The 21,880-nt window shown below is 63.4% G+C and carries 22 protein-coding genes and 1 pseudogene; 10 read left to right on the top strand and 13 right to left on the bottom strand.

Features of this window, described 5'->3' with window-relative positions; all coding sequences use genetic code 11:
- The first annotated feature begins 237 nt into the window (after nucleotides 1–237).
- The 3 genes from LOY42_RS15025 to LOY42_RS15035 are packed head-to-tail and all read left to right on the top strand — an operon-like array spanning nucleotide 238 to nucleotide 2,491.
- Nucleotides 238–456, top strand: coding sequence for a hypothetical protein (locus LOY42_RS15025; RefSeq protein ID WP_198754523.1), 219 nt, complete (start codon nucleotides 238–240; stop codon nucleotides 454–456).
- Nucleotides 457–458: 2 nt separating this feature from the next.
- On the top strand, nucleotides 459–1,268 hold the full coding sequence (locus LOY42_RS15030) for a helix-turn-helix domain-containing protein (protein ID WP_139670767.1): 810 nt from the start codon (nucleotides 459–461) through the stop codon (nucleotides 1,266–1,268).
- Nucleotides 1,253–2,491, top strand: coding sequence for an MgtC/SapB family protein (locus tag LOY42_RS15035; RefSeq protein WP_139670765.1), 1,239 nt, complete (start codon nucleotides 1,253–1,255; stop codon nucleotides 2,489–2,491). Before LOY42_RS15030 ends, LOY42_RS15035 begins: the two co-directional genes overlap by 16 nt.
- A 97-nt stretch (nucleotides 2,492–2,588) precedes the next feature.
- On the opposite strand, the gene LOY42_RS15040 is transcribed toward LOY42_RS15035, so the two are convergent.
- From LOY42_RS15040 to LOY42_RS15055, 4 genes are read right to left on the bottom strand one after another with little or no spacing between them, the layout of a single operon-like run.
- Nucleotides 2,589–2,903 (bottom strand): hypothetical protein, encoded by a 315-nt coding sequence (locus LOY42_RS15040; protein ID WP_258598139.1) that lies wholly within the window; start codon nucleotides 2,901–2,903, stop codon nucleotides 2,589–2,591.
- Nucleotides 2,904–2,953: 50 nt separating this feature from the next.
- Entirely contained in the window at nucleotides 2,954–3,508 is a 555-nt protein-coding gene (locus tag LOY42_RS15045; RefSeq protein ID WP_139670762.1) for a hypothetical protein, read from the bottom strand.
- The gene (locus tag LOY42_RS15050; protein ID WP_139670761.1) at nucleotides 3,505–4,029 is read right to left on the bottom strand and encodes a hypothetical protein; all 525 of its coding nucleotides are present in this window, start codon (nucleotides 4,027–4,029) and stop codon (nucleotides 3,505–3,507) included. Before LOY42_RS15050 ends, LOY42_RS15045 begins: the two co-directional genes overlap by 4 nt.
- 22 nt (nucleotides 4,030–4,051) lie before the next feature.
- Nucleotides 4,052–4,705 (bottom strand): hypothetical protein, encoded by a 654-nt coding sequence (locus tag LOY42_RS15055; protein WP_139670759.1) that lies wholly within the window; start codon nucleotides 4,703–4,705, stop codon nucleotides 4,052–4,054.
- Between the two features lie 277 nt (nucleotides 4,706–4,982).
- Here LOY42_RS15055 and LOY42_RS15060 point away from each other — a divergent pair, with 277 nt between their 5' ends.
- Entirely contained in the window at nucleotides 4,983–5,705 is a 723-nt protein-coding gene (locus tag LOY42_RS15060) for a tellurite resistance TerB family protein (RefSeq protein WP_258598141.1), read from the top strand.
- Nucleotides 5,706–5,875: 170 nt separating this feature from the next.
- Here LOY42_RS15060 and arsH read toward each other — a convergent pair whose 3' ends face one another.
- Genes arsH through LOY42_RS15080 form a run of 4 tightly spaced genes read right to left on the bottom strand, consistent with a single transcriptional unit; the run spans nucleotide 5,876 to nucleotide 8,740 of the window.
- On the bottom strand, nucleotides 5,876–6,577 hold the full coding sequence (gene arsH / locus LOY42_RS15065) for an arsenical resistance protein ArsH (protein WP_258598142.1): 702 nt from the start codon (nucleotides 6,575–6,577) through the stop codon (nucleotides 5,876–5,878).
- 12 nt (nucleotides 6,578–6,589) lie between these two features.
- Nucleotides 6,590–7,060 (bottom strand): arsenate reductase ArsC, encoded by a 471-nt coding sequence (locus LOY42_RS15070; RefSeq protein WP_258598144.1) that lies wholly within the window; start codon nucleotides 7,058–7,060, stop codon nucleotides 6,590–6,592.
- Between the two features lie 27 nt (nucleotides 7,061–7,087).
- Complete coding sequence (locus tag LOY42_RS15075) at nucleotides 7,088–8,371, bottom strand: arsenic transporter (RefSeq protein ID WP_258598145.1); 1,284 nt, start codon at nucleotides 8,369–8,371, stop codon at nucleotides 7,088–7,090.
- A gap of 21 nt (nucleotides 8,372–8,392) precedes the next feature.
- On the bottom strand, nucleotides 8,393–8,740 hold the full coding sequence (locus tag LOY42_RS15080) for a metalloregulator ArsR/SmtB family transcription factor (protein ID WP_102684010.1): 348 nt from the start codon (nucleotides 8,738–8,740) through the stop codon (nucleotides 8,393–8,395).
- A gap of 240 nt (nucleotides 8,741–8,980) precedes the next feature.
- Here LOY42_RS15080 and LOY42_RS15085 point away from each other — a divergent pair, with 240 nt between their 5' ends.
- From LOY42_RS15085 to LOY42_RS15095, 3 genes and pseudogenes are all read left to right on the top strand, one after another.
- Complete coding sequence (locus LOY42_RS15085; protein WP_258598148.1) at nucleotides 8,981–10,207, top strand: MFS transporter; 1,227 nt, start codon at nucleotides 8,981–8,983, stop codon at nucleotides 10,205–10,207.
- Between the two features lie 137 nt (nucleotides 10,208–10,344).
- Nucleotides 10,345–12,195, top strand: a complete 1,851-nt coding sequence (locus LOY42_RS15090) for an ABC transporter ATP-binding protein (protein ID WP_139670751.1) — start codon at nucleotides 10,345–10,347, stop codon at nucleotides 12,193–12,195.
- A gap of 396 nt (nucleotides 12,196–12,591) precedes the next feature.
- Nucleotides 12,592–12,972: pseudogene (locus tag LOY42_RS15095) on the top strand (LLM class flavin-dependent oxidoreductase); the annotation flags it as partial.
- Between the two features lie 82 nt (nucleotides 12,973–13,054).
- Here the strand turns inward: LOY42_RS15095 and LOY42_RS15100 are convergent.
- The 4 genes from LOY42_RS15100 to LOY42_RS15115 all read right to left on the bottom strand — a co-directional run bounded on the left by LOY42_RS15100 (nucleotide 13,055) and on the right by LOY42_RS15115 (nucleotide 18,274).
- Complete coding sequence (locus tag LOY42_RS15100; RefSeq protein ID WP_258598151.1) at nucleotides 13,055–15,466, bottom strand: TonB-dependent receptor; 2,412 nt, start codon at nucleotides 15,464–15,466, stop codon at nucleotides 13,055–13,057.
- Nucleotides 15,467–15,637: 171 nt separating this feature from the next.
- Entirely contained in the window at nucleotides 15,638–16,558 is a 921-nt protein-coding gene (locus tag LOY42_RS15105) for a FecR domain-containing protein (protein ID WP_102684016.1), read from the bottom strand.
- Entirely contained in the window at nucleotides 16,555–17,070 is a 516-nt protein-coding gene (locus LOY42_RS15110; protein ID WP_139670749.1) for a sigma-70 family RNA polymerase sigma factor, read from the bottom strand. The genes LOY42_RS15105 and LOY42_RS15110 overlap by 4 nt, the downstream gene beginning before the upstream one ends.
- 187 nt (nucleotides 17,071–17,257) lie before the next feature.
- Nucleotides 17,258–18,274 carry an AraC family transcriptional regulator gene (locus LOY42_RS15115; RefSeq protein ID WP_258598154.1) on the bottom strand — a complete coding sequence of 339 codons (1,017 nt, stop codon included), beginning with the start codon at nucleotides 18,272–18,274 and terminating at the stop codon, nucleotides 17,258–17,260.
- A gap of 185 nt (nucleotides 18,275–18,459) precedes the next feature.
- On the opposite strand from LOY42_RS15115, the gene LOY42_RS15120 reads away from it, so the two are divergent.
- Nucleotides 18,460–19,476: a hypothetical protein gene (locus LOY42_RS15120; protein WP_258598156.1), complete on the top strand. Its 1,017-nt coding sequence runs from the start codon at nucleotides 18,460–18,462 to the stop codon at nucleotides 19,474–19,476.
- Nucleotides 19,477–19,706: 230 nt separating this feature from the next.
- On the opposite strand, the gene LOY42_RS15125 is transcribed toward LOY42_RS15120, so the two are convergent.
- On the bottom strand, nucleotides 19,707–20,219 hold the full coding sequence (locus LOY42_RS15125; protein WP_139670743.1) for a GrpB family protein: 513 nt from the start codon (nucleotides 20,217–20,219) through the stop codon (nucleotides 19,707–19,709).
- A 162-nt stretch (nucleotides 20,220–20,381) separates the two neighbouring features.
- Here LOY42_RS15125 and LOY42_RS15130 point away from each other — a divergent pair, with 162 nt between their 5' ends.
- Both LOY42_RS15130 and LOY42_RS15135 read left to right on the top strand, forming a co-directional pair.
- Entirely contained in the window at nucleotides 20,382–20,897 is a 516-nt protein-coding gene (locus LOY42_RS15130) for a sigma-70 family RNA polymerase sigma factor (protein ID WP_139670741.1), read from the top strand.
- Nucleotides 20,894–21,847, top strand: coding sequence for a FecR domain-containing protein (locus LOY42_RS15135; protein WP_139670739.1), 954 nt, complete (start codon nucleotides 20,894–20,896; stop codon nucleotides 21,845–21,847). The genes LOY42_RS15130 and LOY42_RS15135 overlap by 4 nt, the downstream gene beginning before the upstream one ends.
- Nucleotides 21,848–21,880: the final 33 nt, after the last annotated feature.

Consider the following 21,880-nt stretch of genomic DNA (forward strand, 5'->3'; position numbering starts at 1 on the left):
GCCCCACGGACCAACGGCATATCCCGCTGCACAAAAACTTGACGAGGATCAACGTATCGCCGCTTGCCGGGCGCACGCTACTCCCATATCAACAACAATCTCCAGCCTCCGGAGGCGTGCCATGGCCCTCATCAACGCAATGGTGTTCGTCGACAGAAACCGAATCGTGCTGGCAGGGACGCCTTCGCTTCGCATTGTTCCGCAGTTTTCCTGCCCATGCATGCTCCGGAGGCACCCATGAACATCTACATCGAGCACAACACCGAACGGAACCGCTGTTGGGTCCGCATGGACGACTGGCGGGTAGGTTTCAGCACCGCCGCTGAAGCCGAACAGTTTGTCGAGCGGCTCAACGCCCGCCTCAACGCCCCGCATTCGCTGGACATGCTCGCGGATTCGTCGCCCCGCCCAGGCGTGACAGTCCGGGCTGGCCGGCGATGTGCGAAGGAGGCCTGAACATGTCTGGCCAACTGAAAGTCACACTGCTCGAGCAGCCTCCTTCACCTGCGGCTCACCTGGAACCACTGGCGACATTGTGCCGCGACTGTAGGGTCAGCGGCTTGTGCCTGCCCACCGGTCTGCCCTTGCATGACTCCGGCTGCCTGGGCGCGCTGATCGGGCCACGCATGCGTATCCGCAAAGGGGCGGCGCTGTTCAATGCCAATGACCCCTTGACCACGCTCTATGCCGTGCGCTGCGGCAGTTTCAAGACCAGCCTGAACAGCGTCGAAGGCCAGGGTGTAGTGATCAACTTCTGGATGACGGGTGATGTGCTTGGCCTGGACGCCATCGCCACCGACCACCATGTCTGCGACGCGATTGCCCTGGAAGACAGCGAAGTCTGCCCAGTGCCGTATCGTCGCCTGCAAGCGCTGGCACGCGACTTTCCGGTATTGCAGCAAAGCCTGAACCGCTTGATGAGCCGGGAGATCGTGCGTGAGCACGGGCGCGTGCTGATGCTGTGCAACCTCACCGCCGAGCAGCGCCTGGCCAGTTTTCTGATCGGACTGTCCAGGCGCTTCGTCAACCGTGGCTACTCCGCCCATGGTTTCATGTTACGCATGTCACGAGAGGACATGGCATCTTACCTGGGCCTGCGCCTGGAGACCGTATGCCGTTCGGTCGCCCGCTTGCGTGCGCAAGGCATCGTCAGCCTGTGCGGCAGGCTGGTGGAAATACTTGACATGCCAGCGTTGATGGCGCTCGAGCAAGGCGGCCCTGACAGTGAACGCAAGCAAAGCCTGAAAGCGCCATGCTCGACATGCTGAATGTTGGCCACGGCGCCGTGGCGCTGGGGATCGGCATGCTGGTAGGCCTTGAGCGCGAACGCAAGAAACGTCGCGACGAGGAACCTGCCGCAGCGGGGCTGAGGACCTTCGCCATCACTGCCCTGCTTGGCTATGTCAGCATGCTGCTGGCAGGACCGGTGCTGGTCGGCACAACGAGCCTGGGCCTGGTACTGCTCCTCTGCCTGCAATACCGCCACTCGCGCAGGAGAATGCCGGATGTGACAGGGCAGATAGCCCTCTTGCTGGTGCTGGTCCTGGGCGCGCTGAGCGTTGCCGAGCCTGAGCTCGGCGCTGCAGCAGGTGTGGTCACGACCGTATTGCTGGCCCTGCGCCACGAGCTGCATCATTTCGTGCTGCAGCGACTGAGCGAACAGGAGCTGCGTGATGGGCTGACATTGCTGACGGTAGCCCTGGTGGTATTGCCACTTACACCGGACCGCTTTCTGGGCCCCTACAACGTGCTCAACCCACGCACCATCTGTACCTTGGTCGTCCTGCTGATGACGGTGGCAGCGTTGGGCCATATCGCCATACGCCTCGTGGGTCCGCGCTATGGCCTGCCCTTGAGTGCCATTGCTTCAGGTTTTGCCTCCGGCTCGGCGACCATTGCCCTGCTGGCCCATGAAGCCCGACGACAAAGCGCAGCGGTGCGCCCCTTCGCGGCGGCGGCGGTGTTGTCGAACCTGGCCACCATCACCCAGTTCGCCCTGGTGCTGATCTTCATCGACCGTCACCTGCTCGGCCCTTTCCTGCCAGCGGTCGGCCTCGGCGCGCTGGTTACCGCGCTCTATGGCGTGCTGCTGCTCGCGCCCTGGCGCGCCGACTCGAACTGCTCGGCGGTGAATCCGGGCACTGGCGCCTTCAATCTGTGGACAGCCCTCATCATCACGCTCGCCCTGACCGGTATCGCTTTGCTCTCGGCGTTTCTGCTCGAACACCTGGGACACAACGGTGCCAGCATCGCAGCGTTCGTCAGCGGCCTGGGCGATGCCCACGCGGCAACGGCGTCGGCAGCCTCGCTGGTGGTTGCAGGTCGGCTGCAAATGACCGAGCTGGTGGTACCGGGCATGATGGCTTTGACGGGGAACACGCTGACCAAATGTGTTTTGGCGTTCAGCAATGGTGGCTACGATTTTGCGCGGTACCTGGTGCCGGCGCAGCTCATCATTCTTGGGACGATGTGGCTGGGGATGCTGGCGTAACGCCCCATTGCCGCCAGCGATCGCCCCACAGTCGCTGACGCGCAGTTCGAACACTTGGGCGGTGGCAAGTCACATTCCGAACAACGCAGGTTCTGGATCACTCATCCTCGAACAAGGTCCAACCATGCCCCAAACCTTCGACGTCTTTCGCCGTGAAGAACAAGGCCAACTCCCCAGGGTCGAACGCTCTGTATAACCAGTGCCCGGCAACCGGCCCTCTCGTTATCACATAGTTCAAGCGGTATCGGAGGATGGCGCCAGCGTTAAACGAGCCCGAGTTCAACTCGGATCTCTCGCCATGATCGAGCGCCCATAGCATTTCGACGAGCTTGTCATTCAACACCACCCCTTCGGCGACCTCGATCAGATGGCGCTTGTGCAATTTCTTTTGAAGTCTTGCGCTTCTGCCCATGTTCAAGCGCCCTTGCTGCGCGACGGAGAATTCATTGGCCTGCCTACGACTTACCGTTGATCAACCAACCCAACCTGCCCCGCATCGTCGACATGGGGAATCAGCGCACTGGCCTCCACGTCGCGCATCAGTTCGGTAAGCATCTGCCGCTGGTTCTCGGTGATCGGTGGCGGCACATACCAGGCGCCCACGCTCATGCCCTCACGCTTGTAGCTGAAGGTGCGCAGCAGCTCGCCATCCTTGTAGACCTTGCCGGTGAGGTTGTGCACGTAGCTGTAGGGCATCGGGAACGTCAGTAGCGTCAGGGCGTTGAGCGCGACCAGAAAACCAGCCCCTTCCCCTGGCGGTTGGCTGATGACCAGGGCGTAACCCTTGCGCGGCAGTCCGTGGTCGACGAAAGAGAACGCGCCGGACGACCTGACTGCGGTGGTCAGCTCGTCACGCTCCTGGACGTCGAAGCGGGTATAGCCATCCGGCAGCACCAACAGGCTCATCGGCACGTAGGGCTTTTGCGCGTGATAGCCCAGCGGCTTCATCGACGGGTTACAGCCGCCGAGCAATGCCAGCCCGGTCGCCATCAGCGCCGCCTTGACCAGATTGTTCATCGCTGCGCCTCCAGCGGCTTACTGGCCAGGTTGGCAGCCTGCATGTCACGGGCGAAGGCACGGGCGACCCGGCGGATGTTTTCCTCGCGTTCAGGAACCCCGAGGTCAAGCAGCCAGGCGTACTTGGCCATGTAGTTTTCATAGTGATAACGCTTGAGCACCTTGCCATCACGCATCACGATGAAGTCGGCCTTGGTGTCCAGGTCACTCTGCAAGGGCAAGAGGAACAGAGTGGCGGCACTGAGGAACAGTAGAGGAAATGGCGCGACCTTGCGCTGGGCATCCAGCTTGACCATCACCTGGGTCTGCCCTTCGCCGGCAGCACCATTCTCGACCTTGCTGAATACGCCGCTCTCGCGCAGGTAATTGCGCAGCTCGGTGCCGTGCTCGAGCGAATCGACCATTACCGCGATCGGCGGCAGGTAATCCTGGCCTGCCTCGATGTGCGGATCGGGCAAGGTCTGGGTACCTGCGCAGCCGGCCAGCAGCAGGCTGGCGCTGAGGAACAGAGTCTTTTTCATTGCGGGTTTTCCTGGGTACGGGTCACTTCGCCGGCTGGGCGGCTTGGGGCAGTGGCATGACGAAGGGGAATGCCGGCGCCATGTTCAAGTTCAGGGCCTGCAGGGGCGGCAATGCGGGGGTGTAGCGCCGGGCGATCACTTCATCGCGCGGCTGCTGGTCACCATGGAAGAACAGGCAGGCGGAAGTCCCGAGGCAGCGCGAACGGAATTCGCCGATGTAGTACGCCTTGCCGGCTTCCAGGTGCATGGGCACGAGGAACTGTTCCCGTGCCCTGATGGAGCTGTAGCCACCGTTGTAGCCATTCCAGAAGAACTGGAAGTCATAGAATTCGTAGTCGCCGGGCTTGAGGGGCATTACGAACACGCTGGCCTCGCCGGGCAGCGCCTGTTTGTCGGGGCCGCGCACCTCTTCGATGTCCTTCGGGGTGTGGGCCACCTCGGCGAAACCCCACCATGCCGCCGCGCCGTCCTGCGCGCCACGTTTGCGCAGGAGGATGCGTTGGTTGGTGTAGGCACTATCGCGGCCAAGGGGGCCGATGCTGCCTACCAGGTACGTTACTGGACCACCAGCGGCCGGTTGCAGGGCCTCGCTGACCAAGGCGGGAGATTTGGCGGCGCAGCCGGTAAGTAGGGCAAGCGGTAACAGACGTGCGAACGCACGGAGCAATCCAGACATGAAAAATCCTTGGGGCGGGTCTCGATCCATCGGCAGCTGCAATCAGCGAGCAAGCACCTCAGCTGCGGGGGCGCAATGATATAGCGCGGCAAGGGATCAGGCGAGCAGGAATACGGCCTTTTGCCACCATCGTTGGGCAGGCGGTATTGCCCTCCCTCAATCCAAGCAACGACAACGCATTGAGCCGAACGCCCCATTGGTCAGGCGGTCATGGCGGATCGCCTTCAGGGGGCTATCGTTGCTTGTCTGGGCGACCACGACCGACGAGGGCGGTGCCATGAATACCAGTGATCTACTCGAACAGCTGCTTCGGGCAGGACAAGCTTCGCAGATGCAAAAAGGGAGCGGCGGCAGCTCATCGCAAGACAGCATGGGTGGCTTGGATGGCTTGCTCGGCGGCCTGCTTGGCGGCGGCGGTACGACGGCTGGCGGTGGCGGCCTTGGTGGATTGCTGGGCGGACTGCTGGGCGGCGGTGGCAGCAACACTGGCGGCTATACCCAGGGGCGTTCCGCGGGCGGCGTCAATTACGCGGCCCTGGCGTCGCTGGGGATGATGGCATTCAAGGCCTATCAAAGCTGGCAGCGCAGCCAGGCGGCAGCCCCGCAGCAGGCGGTTCGCACGGTGGATCAACTGTCCGGCCCCGAGGCCGAGGATCACAGCCATGCGATCCTGCGCGCGCTGATTGCGGCGGCCAAGGCCGATGGTCGCATCGACCAGCAGGAAGAACAGTTGATCTATGCCGAAATCAAACGCCAGACCAGCGACCCGCAACTGCAGCAATGGCTGGATGAAGAAGTCGGCAAGCCACTCGATGCTGCAGAGGTGGCGCAGTCGGCGCGGGACCCGGCCATGGCCGCGGAAATGTACCTGGCCAGCGTGATGCTGGTGGATGACCAGCAGGCAGCTGAGCGGGCCTACCTGGATGAGCTGGCCGGCGCACTGCAACTGGATCCGGCATTGCAGGTGCATCTGGAGCAGCAGGCCAAGGGCGCCGCCTGACTTGGCAGCGATGCCTGCGCTAACCATTGATCCCGGGCCAGGGCGGGCAAGGCTTTTGCGAACGATGGCCGTGGGTCGATAGGTGCAATCCTCGGGTGAGCGCTTACGACCCAAGCGGGCTATTCCCTATGGGACGCCCTCGGCCAATAGCGGATATTCCGGGCATCGTCTCAGATCGAGCGCTGGTTTACACGGGCAGCGAGTTGCTCGGCGTTTTCCTTGCGCTCCGAATAGCGATCAACCAAGAACGCCTGGCGGTCGCGCAACAGAACGGTGAACTTCACCAGTTCCTCCATGACGTCCACCACGCGATCGTAGTACGGCGAGGGTTTCATCCGCCCGGCGTCATCAAACTCAAAGTAGGCTTTGGGCACCGAAGACTGGTTGGGAATGGTGAACATGCGCATCCAGCGGCCAAGCACGCGCAACTGGTTGACCACGTTGAATGACTGCGAGCCGCCGCATACCTGCATGACCGCCAGGGTCTTGCCTTGAGTGGGGCGAACCGCACCCAGTGCCAGAGGAATCCAGTCGATCTGCGCCTTGAACACTGCTGACATTGCACCGTGGCGCTCTGGCGAGCACCAGACCTGGCCTTCCGACCACTGCACCAGATCACGCAGCTCCTGCACCTTGGGGTGCTCGACAGGCACATCGTCAGGTAGCGGCAGGCCCGAAGGATTGAAGACCTTGGTCTCGGCACCGAAGTGCTCCAGCAGGCGTGCAGCTTCCTCCACCAGCAGGCGACTGAAGGAACGTTCGCGGGTCGATCCATACAGCAACAAGATGCGCGGTTTGTGCTCGCTGGAGCGCGTTGCCCCTGGCGGCAGATCGAACAGCGAGAAATCGAGATTAGGCAGTTGCTCGGACATGTTTCCTCCTGCTCAAAGCGTAGCGATGCGATCCAGCTCGTTTTTGAGCTGCTCACGATCGAGATGTTCGAATGGCAGCGCGAAGAAGGCCTCGCAACGAGACTGGATCCGGGCCAGCGTTGCGCGGAATGCAGCGTCGACCGACGCTTCGTCAGCCACGACAGCGGACGGATCCTCCAGCCCCCAGTGCGTCTTCAGCGCAGGGCCGAAATACACCGGGCAGGCTTCGCCGGCAGCGTTGTCGCAAACGGTGATGACGATGTCAGGAGGACAACGCTCGAACGCGTCATTGCCCTTGCTGCTCAGACCCTCGATCGAGATGCCGGCATGCTGCAAGGTGGTCAGGCTGCGAGGCAACACTTGGCCTTTCGGGTAACTGCCGGAACTGACGGCTTCAAATCCGTGAGGCGCCAGGTGATTGAACATGGCCTCGGAAAGGATGCTGCGGCAGCTATTGGCCGTGCACATGAATAGGACTCGCATGAGGGCTCCTGCGCTTCGTGGCGGGTTTCAGAGGCTGAGGCGCAATGCCAGAGCCGAAAGGGTGATCAATAGAACTGGCAGCGTCAGCAGGATGCCGACTTTGAAGTAATAGCCCCAGGTGATGCGCATGCCTTTGCGCTCCAGCACGTGCAGCCAGAGCAGCGTGGCGAGGCTGCCGATGGGGGTGATTTTCGGGCCGAGGTCGCAGCCGATGACGTTGGCGTAGATCATCGCCTCGCGTACCAGCCCTTGCGCCTCGCTGGCCTGGATAGACAAAGCGCCGATCAGCACGCTGGGCATGTTGTTCATGACCGAGGACAGCAATGCAGCGATCAGCCCGGTGCCGATGGCGGCACTCCACAGCCCTTGCTGCGCAAGGCGGTCGAGCAGGTGGGTGAGCATGTCGGTGAGGCCGGCGTTCTTCAGCCCGTATACCACCAGGTACATACCGAGAGAAAAGATCACCACCTGCCAGGGTGCTTCGCGCAGCACACGCCGGGTCGAGATGCGGTGGCCACGGGCGGCGACGGTAAACAGGATCGCTGCACAAGTTGCTGCTACCGCACTGATCGGGATACCCAGTGGTTCCAGAGCGAACAGGCCGATCAGCAACACCAGCAGCACCCAGCCACCAACCTTGAAGGTTGCGCGGTCATGAATTGCCTCGTTTGGCATCTTCAGGGCCGCGAGCGCGTACTGTCTCGGGATATCACGGCGGAAGAACAGGAACAGCACCAGCAGGGTTGCCGACACACTGGCGAGATTCACTGGCACCATCACCGAAGCGTATTCGCTGAAGCCCAGCTTGAAGTAGTCGGCCGAGACGATGTTCACCAGGTTGGAGACCACCAACGGCAGGCTCGCCGTGTCGGCGATGAAACCGGCCGCCATGACGAAGGCCAGTGTCGCGGCGGGCGAGAAACGTAGCGCGAGCAGCATCGACATGACGATAGGTGTGAGGATCAGCGCCGCACCATCGTTGGCGAACAGCGCCGACATGGCGGCGCCGAGTAGCACACAAAAGGCGAACAGGCGATAGCCGCTGCCGTTTGCCCAGCGCGCCACGTGCAGCGCGGCCCACTCGAAGAAACCGGCCTCATCCAGCAGCAGGCTGATGATGATGACGGCGATGAAGGTGACGGTGGCGTTCCAGACGATGGCCCACACAGTCGGGATGTCATGCAGCGAAACGGCGCCTGCCGCCAGGGCGATGAGGGCACCGAGCGCTGCGCTCCAGCCAACGCCAAGCCCCTTCGGCTGCCAGATGACCAGGATGAGGGTAAAAACGAAGACTGCAATCGCTACCAGCATGATGACCTCGTACAGTGATGATCAGCAGCAGGCAGCGTCACGAACGGGGCGACCGTCCATGTTCTGCAGACGCAGGGTGTTTTCTGCCAACCATTGCCTGTTGGCCTGCAGTGTCGCCTGCAAGATCTCGTGTACCCAGGCGGGCAGGTCCGGGTTGAGGCGGTAGTACACCCATTGCCCTTGGCGGCGGTCCAGCAGCAGGCCACTGCTGCGCAGCTGCGCCAGGTGGCGACTGATCTTCGGCTGGCTGTCGTTCAGCGCGCACATCAGCTCACAGACACATAGCTCACCGAGACTGGCAATCAGCAGGCTGGCGCGAGCACGGGTTTCGTCAGACAGGCTCTTGAACACATCGGGCGGGGTTATCATGGCTGCACCAATACATATGGAAATCCAAATATACGGATCCCCATATGTATTTTGCAAGCGTCCACGGGCGTTCAGGCGTGCCAGGGGTGATCGTATTCGCGGTACAACCATCGATCAGGCTGATGATTACTATCGAGCGCCCCGCCTGTCGGCTTGGCAAAACCGTCTCTTATAATCGCCAACCATTTTTTCCGCTCCCCGGTCCGCCCCAGGCGGCATCCCCCCATGGAATCCAACACCATGCCCAGTGTCACTCCGCCGTCTCACGGCCGTCCCGAACACAGTCAACAAAGCGTCAGCCAACAGTGGCTGGCGATTCTCTCGGTCGCCGTGGGCGCCTTCGCCCTGGTCACCAGTGAGTTTCTCCCGGTGGGCGTACTCAACGATGTCGCCAGCGACCTGGGCATCAGCGCCGGCCAGGCCGGCCTGATGGTCACCCTGCCCGGCATCATGGCCGCCCTCGCCGCGCCCTTGCTGTCGGTGGGCATCGGCGCCCTGGACCGTCGCTACCTGCTGATCGGCCTGACGCTGATCATGATCCTCGCCAACGCCGTCGTGGCCTACGCCAGCGACTTCAGCCTGCTGCTGTTCGGCCGCGTGCTGCTGGGCATCAGCATCGGTGGTTTCTGGGCCACCGCCATTGCCCTCAGTGGCCGGCTGGCACCCAAGGGCGTGGGCGTGGCCCAGGCCACCTCGATCATCATGGTCGGCGTGACCCTGGCCACCGTGCTGGGCGTGCCGGTCGGCACCTGGCTGAGTGGCCTGATGGGCTGGCGCATGACCTTCCTGGCCACTGCGCTGGTAGGCGTGCCGGTGCTGCTGGCGCAAGTCTTCCTGCTGCCGCGGCTCACCCCTGACAAAGCCATTCGCATCAGCGACCTGCCGGCGCTGTTCGTCAATCCGCAAGCGCGGGTCGGGTTGATCGCGGTACTGCTGATCGGCTTGGCGCATTTTGCCGCCTATACCTATGTCGCACCGTTCTTCAAGCAAAGCGCCGGCTTCGATGGGCCGACCATCGGTTCGCTGCTGTTGCTGTACGGCGTGGCCGGGGTGATCGGCAACATCTTCGCCGGTTTCGCCGCCAACCGCAGCGTGCGCCACACCCTGTTGCTGGTCACCCTGATGATCGGCATCAGCACCGCCCTGTTCCCCTACTTCGCCACCGGCATGACCGGCGCCGCGATGCTGATCGCGCTGTGGGGCTTCGCCTTTGGTGCCTTCCCGGCCTGCGCCAGTATCTGGATGTTCGTGGTGGCACCCAAGGATGTCGAACGCGGCATGCCGCTGTTCGTCGCCATGTTCCAGGTGATCATCGCCTTGGGCTCGTTCTTCGGCGGGCGCATTGTCGATCAGCTCGGTACCGCGGTGCTGTTGAGCCTGGCCACGGCCCTGGTGGGCTGCGGTTTTGTCGCGGTACTGGTGCTCGGGCGCAACGTCTCCAATCGGATGGCGGCGCAGCCTTGCTGACCGATCGCGGTAGATGACACTGGGCAGCAGCTGGCCTCAGGAGGACACGAGCGGCAAGGCGAACACCTCGATGTGCGGTATGGTTGCACGATCGCTACGGCGTTGCCGATCAACGCCGCGCCCTTCCGGAGACCAGCATGCTGCGTGTTTTTGAACGATGGCTCGACCCCTTCCCGCCTGATGAAATACCACCGCCACCGCTAGGCCTGCTGCGCTTCTTGTGGGCCTGCACGCGGGGCGCGCGCGGGTACCTCCTGGCCCTCGCGCTGTTCAGTGCCGGCGTGTCGATCTATGAAGCCTGGCTGTTTTCCTTCCTTGGCCAGGTGGTCGACCTGCTTCCCGCCTGGCAGGCGGGTGGCGCAAGCGAACAGGAAAGCCGCGTGCTCTGGAGCATCGGTATCGTCCTGCTGACCAGTATCGTGCTGGTGGCCCTGCGCACCCTGATGCAGCACCAGGTGCTGGCGATCAATCTGCCGCTGCGCCTGCGCTGGGATTTCCATCGGCTGATGCTGCGCCAGAGCCTGTCGTTCTTCTCCGACGAGTTTTCCGGCCGGGTCACCACCAAGGTGATGCAGACCGCGCTGGCCGTGCGCGAGGTGTTGTTCACCCTGATCGAGGTCCTGCCCGGCATCGGCGTGTACTTCATCGCCATCATCGCCCTGGCCGGCGGCTTCGCCCTGCAACTGATGCTGCCGTTCCTTGCCTGGGGTGCCCTGTTCGGGCTGGCCATGCTGTACTTCGTGCCGCGCCTGGGCAAGGTCGGCCAGGAGCAGGCTCATGCGCGGTCGTCGATGACCGGGCGCATCTCCGATGCCTACACCAACATCACCACGGTGAAACTGTTCTCCCATTCCAAACGCGAAGCACACTTTGCGCGGGCGGCGATGGAGGACTTCAAGCTCACCGGCTTTCGCCAGATGCGCCTGGTCAGCCAGTTCGAGATCGTCAACCAGGCGCTGGTGGTCGGCTTGATCCTGGGGGCCGGCGGCTATGCCCTGTGGCTCTGGCACCAGGGCCAGGTTGGCGCGGGCGCCGTGGCGGCGGTCACGGCCATGGCCCTGCGGATCAACGGCATGTCGCACTGGATCATGTGGCAGATGACCTCCCTGTTCGAAAACATCGGCACCGTGCAGGACGGCATGGCCACCCTGACCCGCGGCCCCAAGGTGCAGGATGCGCCCGACGCCGGCACGCTGGTGACCCGCGGTGGCGCGGTGACCTTCGACAAGGTGAGCTTCAACTACAACGGCGAACGCCAGGTGCTCGATGACCTGACCCTGCACATTCGCCCCGGCGAAAAAGTCGGCCTGGTGGGCCGCTCCGGCGCCGGCAAATCCACGCTGATCAACCTGCTGCTGCGCTTCTACGACGTCAACGACGGCGAGATCCGCATCGATGGGCAGAACATCGCCCAGGTCACCCAGGACAGCCTGCGCAGCGCCATCGGCATGGTCACCCAGGACACCTCGTTGCTGCACCGCTCCATCCGCGACAACATCGCCTATGGCCGCCCCGAAGCGACCGAGGCGCAGATCCGCAGCGCCGCGGCCAACGCCCAGGCCGATGGTTTCATCAGCCAGCTGAGCGATCGGCAAGGCCACAGCGGTTACGACACCCTGGTGGGCGAGCGTGGCATCAAGCTGTCCGGTGGTCAGCGACAGCGCATTGCCATTGCCCGGGTGATGCTCAAGAACGCGCCGATCCTGTTGCTCGACGAAGCCACCAGCGCCCTGGACTCGGAGGTTGAAGTCGCGATCCAGGAAAGCCTCGACGACATGATGCAGGGCAAGACCGTCATCGCCATCGCCCACCGTTTGTCCACGATCGCCGCCATGGACCGGCTCATCGTCATGGACGAGGGGCGCATCATCGAACAAGGCAGCCATGCCGAACTGCTCGACAGGAACGGCACCTATGCACGGCTGTGGCGGCATCAGAGCGGTGGTTTCCTGGGTGAGGACCAGGGGCTGGCGGAGGCAGTGGAGTAGCGGCGGGGCAACATCGTGAAAGTCGCGACCCGGAAAAATACTGCCCCCTACCCTCTAGCCACCGACAAGCTGCCCAGCCAGCCAGTCGATGAACGCCCGCACCGGCGGTCGTTCGAGCTTCTCCCTGCGGGCGACCACGTAATAGGCGAAACGCGACGGCCAGGGCCGGTCCAGGGCCACCTTCGCCTGGCTGCATATCGCAGCCCTGGTGGGCTTTGATTTCAGCGCCCACCGCCACCTGACGCGCTGGTACCGGCAGGTCGAACGGCGCCCGGCCGTGCAACGCGGTATCCGCCTCCCCGCCCCGGCCACCGGCCCGTGAACATGCTGACCCAAGGAGCAGTCATGAACACCACCCCGAACACCTGTGGCGCCAACGCCGACACCTTTCGCGAACATGCCGATGGCTGGCTCACCTACCCACACGCCACCCACGACAGGCACGGGCCGCTGCGCCTGGCGGCAAAAGTCCGCGCCTGGCGCGAAGCGATACCGGGTGGCGGTTTCCGCCCGCACATGACCAATGAATGGATCGACCTGGACGAAGACCCGCACTTTCCCCGAACGCCCCTGCAGGGCGGTTATGTGCTGCGCACAGGGCGCCATGGGCTGGTCGAACTGCTGGAGGAATGGCGCGAGGCCGGGGGGAACCACGCCGCGCTGGGATTGCAGATGGCCAGGCGTCCGGCGCAGGAGATCATCCAGGAGCTGGCCGAGGAGGTGTTGCCGTTGTTTCCGACGCTGCCAGAGCCGCAGCCTCATTCACAAAGCTGGTAGCACCAGGCAGCCGCAGAGCCTGTCCATCGCGGTATGTCGGGTGGCCCCAGCCATGGGCGCCACCAGACCTGCCCGACGTGGATCAGAATGCGTAGACCAACGTTGCCGTGGCACTGCGCGGGGTGCCGTACCACCCGCGCCCGCCGATCGCGGAGTAGTACTTCTCATCCAGCACGTTGTTGAGGTTCAAGGCGACGCTGGTCTGCGGCGTGAACGCGTACTGCGCCATCAGGTCGACCACACTGAAGGCGCCCTGGGTGAACGTCTCCTTGTTCGGGCCGGCGTTCTTCTTGTACTCCATGCCCTGCCAGCGCACGCCGCCGCCAATCTTCAACTGTGGCAAGGACTGCAGTTGGTAACTGGTGAACAGCTTGAAGGTATCGCGCGGTACTTCGGTGAGCAGGCGCTTGCCATCGGAATCCTCGGCCTGGGCATAGGTGTAGCTGGCGGAAACCTGCCAGTCAGGCAGGATCTGCCCCGCCATTTCCATCTCGAAACCACGGGTCTTGGTGCCAGATTCGGCGCGGTAGGCCTGGTCGCCGTTTGGTGCCAGCTTGTCGCCGTCGGCCACGGCCAGGTTGTCCTGCTGCACCTCGAAGACACTAAAGGCGGTGGTCAGGCGCTTGTCCCAGAACTCGCTCTTGATACCCAACTCGTAGTTCACGCCCTCCAGCGGCTCGATGTAGCCGCCACTGGCATCCTGCCTGCTCTGCGGCTTGAAGATCGCGGTATAGCTGGCGTACGCCGACCAGTTTTCGGCGAATTCGTAGACCAGCCCCACGTAAGGCGTGACAACCCCGGTTTCGCTGCGCGAGGTGCGCGTGGTGGCGCCGCTTGACAGAGTGGTCCCGGTTTCGTCGCGTTTCCAGTCGATCACCCGTGCGCCGGTGATCAGCGACAGCTCATCGGCCAGGCTCCAGCGTACCGACGCCACCAGGCCGTCCTGGGTTTCGTCCAGCGCATCTTGCGAATACTTGTTGTGGATGGCGTCCGGAATCGCCAGCGAACCGTCCCAGGTATGAATGTTGTCGATAGGCTGGCTCGTCCATAGCTGGTAACCGGGATTACGGTAGTAGGCCCGGTAGTGACTGGCGCCGAGGTACGCTTGATGCTCGCGGGAAAGCAGCTCGAACGGGCCGCTGGCGGACAGGTCGAACGACGTCTGCCGGGGCTCGCCCGCCCAACGCCCGGTCCAGGTGCTGATACCGCTGCCATCGGGCTTGACGCTACCGGCGGCGGCGGTGGCGAAGGTGTCGTCATAGCTGCGGCGACTGTGCTCGGCATTCAGTTTCAACTGCCAGCCGTTGTCCAGCTGGTGTTCCAGCGTGGTGAACAACGTTTTCGTGCGGCGCTTGTGGTAGCTCCAGTCCGAGGCCGAGTTGAACGAACGCGACGGATTGAAGTGGCTGCCATCGGCATTGAACATCGGGAAGCCGTGGTTGCCTGCGCCGTCGTTGTCCATCTCCTGGTACTCGGCGCCCACGGTCAGCATCGTGCTGTCGGTGACATCCCATTCCACCACCCCGTAGGCCACCTGCCTCTCCAGCGACTGACGATCGACATGGCTCTGGCTGTCGGTGGTCGACGCCACGAAACGCCCACGCACATGGCCGCTCTCCGACAGTTTGCCGGACAGGTCCAGCTCGGTGCGGTAGCTGTCCCAGGAGCCCGCCTTGAGGGTCAGCTTACGCTGCGTCTCGAGGGTCGGTTTCTTGCGCACCAGGTTGATGGTGGCGCCGGGGTCGCCGGTCCCCGACATCAGGCCGGTGGCGCCGCGCACCACCTCGACCCGGTCGTACGACACCATGTCGGCAAGGTCGTCGCGAAAGCCGAAGGTGTCGGGGCGGTTGACGCCGTCGACCTGGATGCTGCCGACCTGGAAGCCGCGCACATAGATATGGTTGGCGTCGCTGCCGGCCGGGCCCATGCTGTCAACGACCACGCCCGGCGTCTGCTCGAGCACCTGAGTGACGTCTGTCAGGTTCTGGTCCTCGATCTGCTGACGGGTCACCACACTGACCGACTGCGGCGTCTCGCGTGCCGACAGGCGCAGGCCGGTCGCGGTGCTGGCAGAACCGGTGGTGTAGCTGCCGGTGCCTTCGGTGGTGCTGCCCAGGCCCAGGGCGTCGACGCTGGTCGCGCCAAGCTCGACGGCGCCGTCGTTGTACACCTTGCTCAGCACATAGCGCTTGTCGCCCACCTGCTGCACGCGCAACCCCGATCCCTGCAGCAACGCGGAGAAACCTTGCTCCAGCTCGAAGCTGCCGTGCAGCCCCGAGGAATGCAGCCCGCTGGTTTCGTCATTGCTGAAGCTGATGGTCACGCCGCTGGCAGCGGCGAACTGGCTGATCGCGGAGGCCAGGCTGCCGGCCGGGATATCGTAGCGCTGCGCGGCGGCCCAGGCGGTCGAGGTCGCCAGCGCGGCGCCGCAAAGGCTCAGTGCGAGGGTCGCCTGACGAATACTGCAGGCTAGCGAGGTACGGCGTGCGGACATGAAAAAGGGTTCCTGTTTCGGGTTGGCTTGGGCACGCTTGATGCGCGCGCCATCAAGAGCCGAAGCAGCGAAGGAAATCTGCTACCCCAAATGCGAAAAATTCTCGAATGCTTGAGAGCGAATGAGATTTCAACCACTCTTCCCGGCTCGGGCCTCCACGATTGTGGGCCCCTACCCCTTGCCGATTGGCTCCAGGCGCACCCAGTAGCGCGTCATGCGCCGTGCGCGAACCGGCAACGCGTCTTCCAGGCTGGCCAGGGCGACGTCGGTGTCGTCCAAGTTGAATGCGCCAGACAGGCGCAAGCCGGCGACCTCCCCCGCGCAGCCGAGATAACCGGGGCGGTAGCGCGCCAGCTCATGGACCACCTCGTCCAGGCGCCAGTCAACGCTGACCAGCATGCCCTCGGCCCAGGCCTGGCCACCGGGGGCCAAGGGTTGTAGGGGGCCGATGTGGTCGGCGGCAAAACTCAGGCTGTACCCGCTGTCGATACGCACCACCTGCGACGCCCGGCTGGGCCGCACCTCCACGGCATGGGCGGCCACCGCCACATGGCTCACGTCGTTGTCCTGACGCACGCTGAAGCGGGTACCCAGGGCCAGGATGTCGCCTGCCACGGTGCGCACGCTGAGTGGCCGCGCATCCTTGGCGGTTTCCACCAGGATCTCGCCGCGCTGCAGCTGGATCAGGCGTTGGCCCGCGTCGTAGCGAACATCGACACGGCTGTCGGTGTTGAGGTCCAGGCGTGTGCCATCGGCCAGGGTCAGTCGGCGGCGCTCGCCGATCCGTGTCGCATAGTCGGCACTCCAGGGCGAAGCCCGGTACCCCTGCCAACCAACGGCCCCGACGCCGAGCAACAGCGCCAGTGCCTTCACGGCATGGCGCCGGGCGCGCCGGGCGTTCTCCAGGGTCTGCGCGGCGCCGCGGGGCGCGCTGCCCAGGCGGCCTTGCAGTTGCTCCAGGCGCGCCCAGGCTGCGGCGTGGCGAGGGTCGGCCATGCACCAGGCTTGCCATGCGGCGCGGGTGGCGTCATCGACACTGCTGTCATGCAGGCGCACGTACCAGTCCACCGCCGCGCTGAGAATGGCCTTCATGCGTCCTCGACCAGCAGGCAATGCATCAGCGCGCGGGCCAGGTGCTTGCGCACGGTGCTCACCGAAACACTCAGGCGTTCGCTGGTCTTCTCGTAGCTCAGGCCATCGAGTTGCACGGCGAGAAACACAGCCCGCGTGCGCGGGCCAAGCCCATCGAGCATACGGTCGATGGCCATCAGGGTATCGAGGATCGCGGCGTGGGTTTCGGCCGAGGGCGCATAACGCTCCGGCTGCTGCGCCAAGGCTTCAAGGTAGGCGCTTTCCAGGCTGCGGCGGCGGTAGAGGTCGATGGTCAGCCCGCGCGCGATGGTCGCCAGGTAGTGCCGCGGCTCCTTGAGGGTGCCGGCGGTGCGCGCCAACAGCACCCGGATGAAGGTGTCCTGGGCCAGGTCCGCGGCATCGGCAGAGTTGTTCAGACGCTGGCGCAACCAACCGTGCAGCCAGCCGCTGTGCTCACGGTACAGTGTTTCCAGGCCGGTGTGCGCAGTGCCATCGGGAACAACGGTGGACATCACGCCTCCCTAAAAAAGATTACCAGGTGCAAATAAGAACTTATCTCAAGTGTACTCAGTGAGGGAGGAATTGGGAATGCTGGCATGTGAAAGGGGTCGCAGGGATTGAAGTCCGCCATAGGCCCTGGTGGGGTCTGGGCATAGCTGGATGTTTGGGCGAGCGCAAAGCTAGGCAACCAGGACTTTGCTAGTCTCGAAAGGCTCCCGGAGGGCGGTCGAACCAGCGCTTGAAGGCACGGTGGAAAGTGCTGGTATCCCTGAACCCCAGCCGCTCGCTGACCTTCGCTACGGGCAGCCCCTGGCGAATCAGCTCCGCGGACAACTCGCGACGTACCTCCGCCACCAGCGCGCTGAAACTGGTGCCCTCTTCCTTCAAGCGTCGGTAGAGCGTGGTGCGACTGACGTGCAACGCCTGGCAGGTTGGCTCGATGCTCATGGCTTCGGGCAGGCTTGCGAGAATCAAGCGACGCACCGTGCCGGCAAGCGTGTCTGCGTCTTGCAGCTGCGCGAGTGTCGCCCTTGCACGAGACGCCAGCATCTGTCGCAGGTAGTCGCTGGCGCCGAGAATGGGATGCTGCAGGAAGTCGCGCGGCAGGTGGAGGCTGTTTCTCTCGCTGTCGAAGCGCAGCTCGCTGCCGAACAGCTCGACATAGTGCGCATGGTAGGGCGGGGATGGGAAAGCGAACTCGCAGGCCAGAGGTCGCAGCTCTACGCCGGTCATCTCCCGGCTCCAGCGCAGCACTGCACTCATGCTGCGTTCGATGGCGGCCTGCGGGTAGGTTTTGCCGGGGGCGAAGGTGATCTCCAGCACCAGAGCATCTGCCGTTTCACTGTACTGCCAGTTCTCCGAAGGGTTCATCAGCGCAATATGCCGCTGGAACACTTCCAGCGCCTCGCTCACCCGACTGCATTGGCGCAACCAACTAGCCAGCACGCCATGCGTGGCGGGGTTGAAGGTCTGTCCGATCAGCAGGCCGATATGCGGCAAATGCGTGTTGTTCGCGGCGAACTGCCACAGCGCCAGTAACTGGGTCTCGTCGACACGCTGCTCCTGGATCGGCGATGCCGCAGCCCCCTGGTCGAGAAGTTTGGCACCCTCCACTCCGGCCTCCCGCAACTGGGTTGCAGTGACCACGCCGAGACTCAGCAACTGGTCGTGCAGATCCAGCACTGCGACGGCCGATACGGTGGTACTTCTGACCATCGGGCCTGCTCTTGGTAGTTGCTTGGGTAACGACTCTAACGCACGGTGCAGAGTGGCGGCCAGTCGTCGGCCGTGCAAGTGCAGGTTGCAACCAAAAGCCATGCAGGTTGAACCGCAGAGCCATGGCCAGCCGTCATCGGACTGCCTAGCATCGACGACACGACCATGGCACAGGAAGACCTGCTATGCCCGAGCACAGAATCGCATCGTTAAGCGCCTTGCGCGCACTGATTCCGCCACCACCGGCGATGATGCACAAACGCCTGCAGCGCAGGTTGGATGAGCACTGCCTGCTGATGATCCGCCAAGCGACGGTTTGCGCCGTAGGCTTCGCCGACCCGCGGTTAGATATCGAGTACCTCGATTTGCGCCACCATCCAGTGTTACGGGCCGAGGGCCAGGACATCCTGCTGCCCTGGCCGGCAGACAAAGCGATCTCACAGCAGCCGATAGAGGAAATGGCCTGCAGTCTGTATTTCATCCTGCCCGGCGTGGGGTTCAGCCTGCGCGCCAATGGCCGGTGCTCTCTGCGAGCCGGAAAGCTGTTGGAGTTTCGCGCCGAGGCGCTGTTCCTGCACTGTTCGCGAGCCAAGATACGCGCCGATTTCTGGAGGGCCAGAGCGTACACGACACCTTTTTTAGCTGACACAGGGCAGGCCTTGTCCGAGCCAGCGCAGGCCTTTATCGCCGCCTCGCCGTACCTGCTGATGCTCACGCAGCGCCAGGCCGACGCCACCGAGATGTCGCCACGAGGTGACCCGGCTGGTTTCGTCCAGGTACTGGATCGCCACACTCTGCTGGTACCGGAACGCCCCGGCAACAAGGTTGCCTGCAGCCTGAGCAATATCCTCGTCGATGGCGCCTTGCGCCTGTCCTTCCTTCAGCCCGGCGCCGACACGGTTTTATCCGTGGCCGGACGCGCCTGGTTGAGCAGCGACTCGAACTTGCTCGCCCCACTGGCAATCAACGGCAAGCCACCTCGGGTCGCTACCGTCGTGAACGTCGAGCGCTATCGCTTCCAGCACTGCCCAGAACTGCTGGCCGCGGGCTTGTGGGATCGCGCAACACACCTGGACGAAAGGCAGATTCCAGCCTTTTCCAAGATGCTGTCCGAGCACATGAACGGTACGGGCCTGTTAGGCAAGGCCACCAGCCTGGTGGTCGATGCGGTGGTCAAGCATGACCTGCGCCATCTCTATTGAGGTGAAGGGGTAGGCGACGGCTTAGGTGCCCTTCTGTACCTTGCCCAGCCGGATGCTTATTACTATCCGTCAGCATCCGAATCCGCTGCGCTTTCTAGCGAGGTTCTGCTCTAGCCGGTCATGTAAGCATTCGACTGACGGGTATTGGCCGGTTCAGGTCATCCACGAACGAGCGCAAAGGGTCGAAAACAGCCGGTCGCGACTGGCTGCTATCGACCCATAGCGGACCATCACCGTCGCCTGCTATCGACCTCAAGCAACGCCGCGATAATGAACGGCCCCTTCTTCTTCAGATATTCAGCCATACCGCCTGTATTGGTGGCTTCCAGCTCAAGCTTGAGGTCTTGATATCGCTGCCGAAGGGAGGCGTCGTTCCTGAGCAGATCTCTGAACGTCAGCATCTGGATGACTGATGGGTGACCACACCTGCAAATTTGGATCTTGTGGGTTCGCACCTCGCCAACATTGCGGCGGTAGAAATGGTGCCCTTGCGACAGGTCACTGCCGCGTACATACCCCAGCGTCAGCAAAACCTGGTCTCGTGCTGCCTCGTTGCGATGCTCTGAAACCTCGATCAGCACATCGATCTCAGGCTTGGCTGCAAGTTGCGGGACAGCCGTGCTGCCTACATGGTGCATGGCGACAAGCTCATCGCCGAATGCCAAGGCGAGCAGCAGTTTGTCCGCTTCGTATTGTTGCGGCCATGCGGGGTCGTAGGTCGTGATCTTGCTGGTCAGCGCCATGGGCCATCCTTGGTTGGTTAAGAACGTTCTGATGCGCCTTTTCGGCAGGCGCCTGCCGCCATCTGATGACCTGCCTTCACGGATAAACCCGCAACCACAGGTATTGCCAGTCCTCACGCTCACAAACAATAATAAGAGCAATTCCTATTTGAGATAGCCCCCATGTCGGCCGACTCGTCTGCTTCTGCCTCCGTCGGCACGCTCTACGTCGAACACAGCCCTTGGCTGCTTGGCTGGTTGCGCAAGCGTATGGGCAACCACTGCGATGCCGCAGACCTGGTGCAGGATACGTTCCTCAAGGTACTCAAGGCGCGTACCGCCGATGACATCCGCGCCCCCCGGCACTACCTGTCGAAGGTGGCCAAAGGCTTGATGATCGACCTGTATCGCCGTCGCTCGTTGGAGCAGGCGTACCTCGAAGCGCTGGCCGCTTTGCCGGAAACCCACGTGCCCAGCTCCGAAGCCCAGGTGATGATGTTCGAAACCCTGGTCGAGCTCGACCGTATGCTCGCCGGCCTCGGCGCCAAGGTGCGCGAGGTATTCGTGCTGGCGCAATTTGAGGGTCTGCCCTATGCGCAGATCGCCCAGCGCCTGGGCATCTCGTTGCGCACGGTGAACAACCACATGGCCAAGGCCATGGAGCATGTCTGCCTGATGCAGTGGGAGCACGACCAGTGAGCAGCGTGCCAAGCGCGGCCCAGCGCCAGGCCGTGCGCGAGGCGGCACGCTGGTATGCGCAGTTGTCCACCCAGTCGGCCAGCACAGAGGAGCAGGCTCGCTGGCAGGACTGGTACGACAGCGACCCGCTGCACCGTGAGGCGTGGCAGAGGATGCTGGCGGTCAGCGACCGCTTTGCCGGCTTGCCTGGGCGTCTTGCCGCTTCGGCCTTGCTCGGCGCAGGGCAGACCCGCCGCCAGGTGTTGTATGGGCTGGCCGTGCTGGTGGGGGGGGGCGTGCTCGGTGGTGTTGGCTGGCGCAGCGAAACTCGCCAGGCCTGGGCCGCCGACTACCGCACGGGTGTCGGTGATCAGCGCACGGTGCAACTGTCCGATGGCAGCCGGATGCTGATGAACACCGACACAGCGGTGGACGTGTTTTTCGATGGCCAGCAACGGCGTTTGTTGTTGCGGCGCGGCCAGGTGCTGATCACCACTGCACGTGATCCCGCTGCCAGGCCGTTCATGATCGACACCCGCGATGGCCGTGTCCTCGCCCTGGGTACGCAGTTTCAGGTCAGTGTCGACGACCACCACAGCGAAGTGGCCGTGCTGGAGAAAGCTGTCGAGGTTTCCGTCGACAGGGTTTACGCAATGCGCCTGGAAGCCGGCCAGCGGGCAGCGTTCAACGCCCAAGGCATTGGCCCGCTGCGCGCCAATGACGCCAGCGTTGCTGCCTGGGCGCAAGGCAGCGTCGTGGCCATCGACACACCCCTGGCTGAGCTGTTAGCGGATTTGTCGCGCTACCGGCCCGGCTTGTTGAGCTGCGACCCTGGCGTAGCGCGCATGAAGATCTCCGGCGCGTTCCCGATCACCGACACCGACCTGGCGCTGACCGCGCTGGAAAGTGCATTCCCGCTCAAGGTGCACCGGCGCACGCGTTACTGGGTGACCGTGGTACCAGGCAGCTGACCGCCGTACGCGGAAGAAAAAAATGTTCGGCAC

The sequence above is a fragment of the Pseudomonas sp. B21-023 genome, assembly GCF_024749165.1.
Classification (GTDB): domain Bacteria; phylum Pseudomonadota; class Gammaproteobacteria; order Pseudomonadales; family Pseudomonadaceae; genus Aquipseudomonas.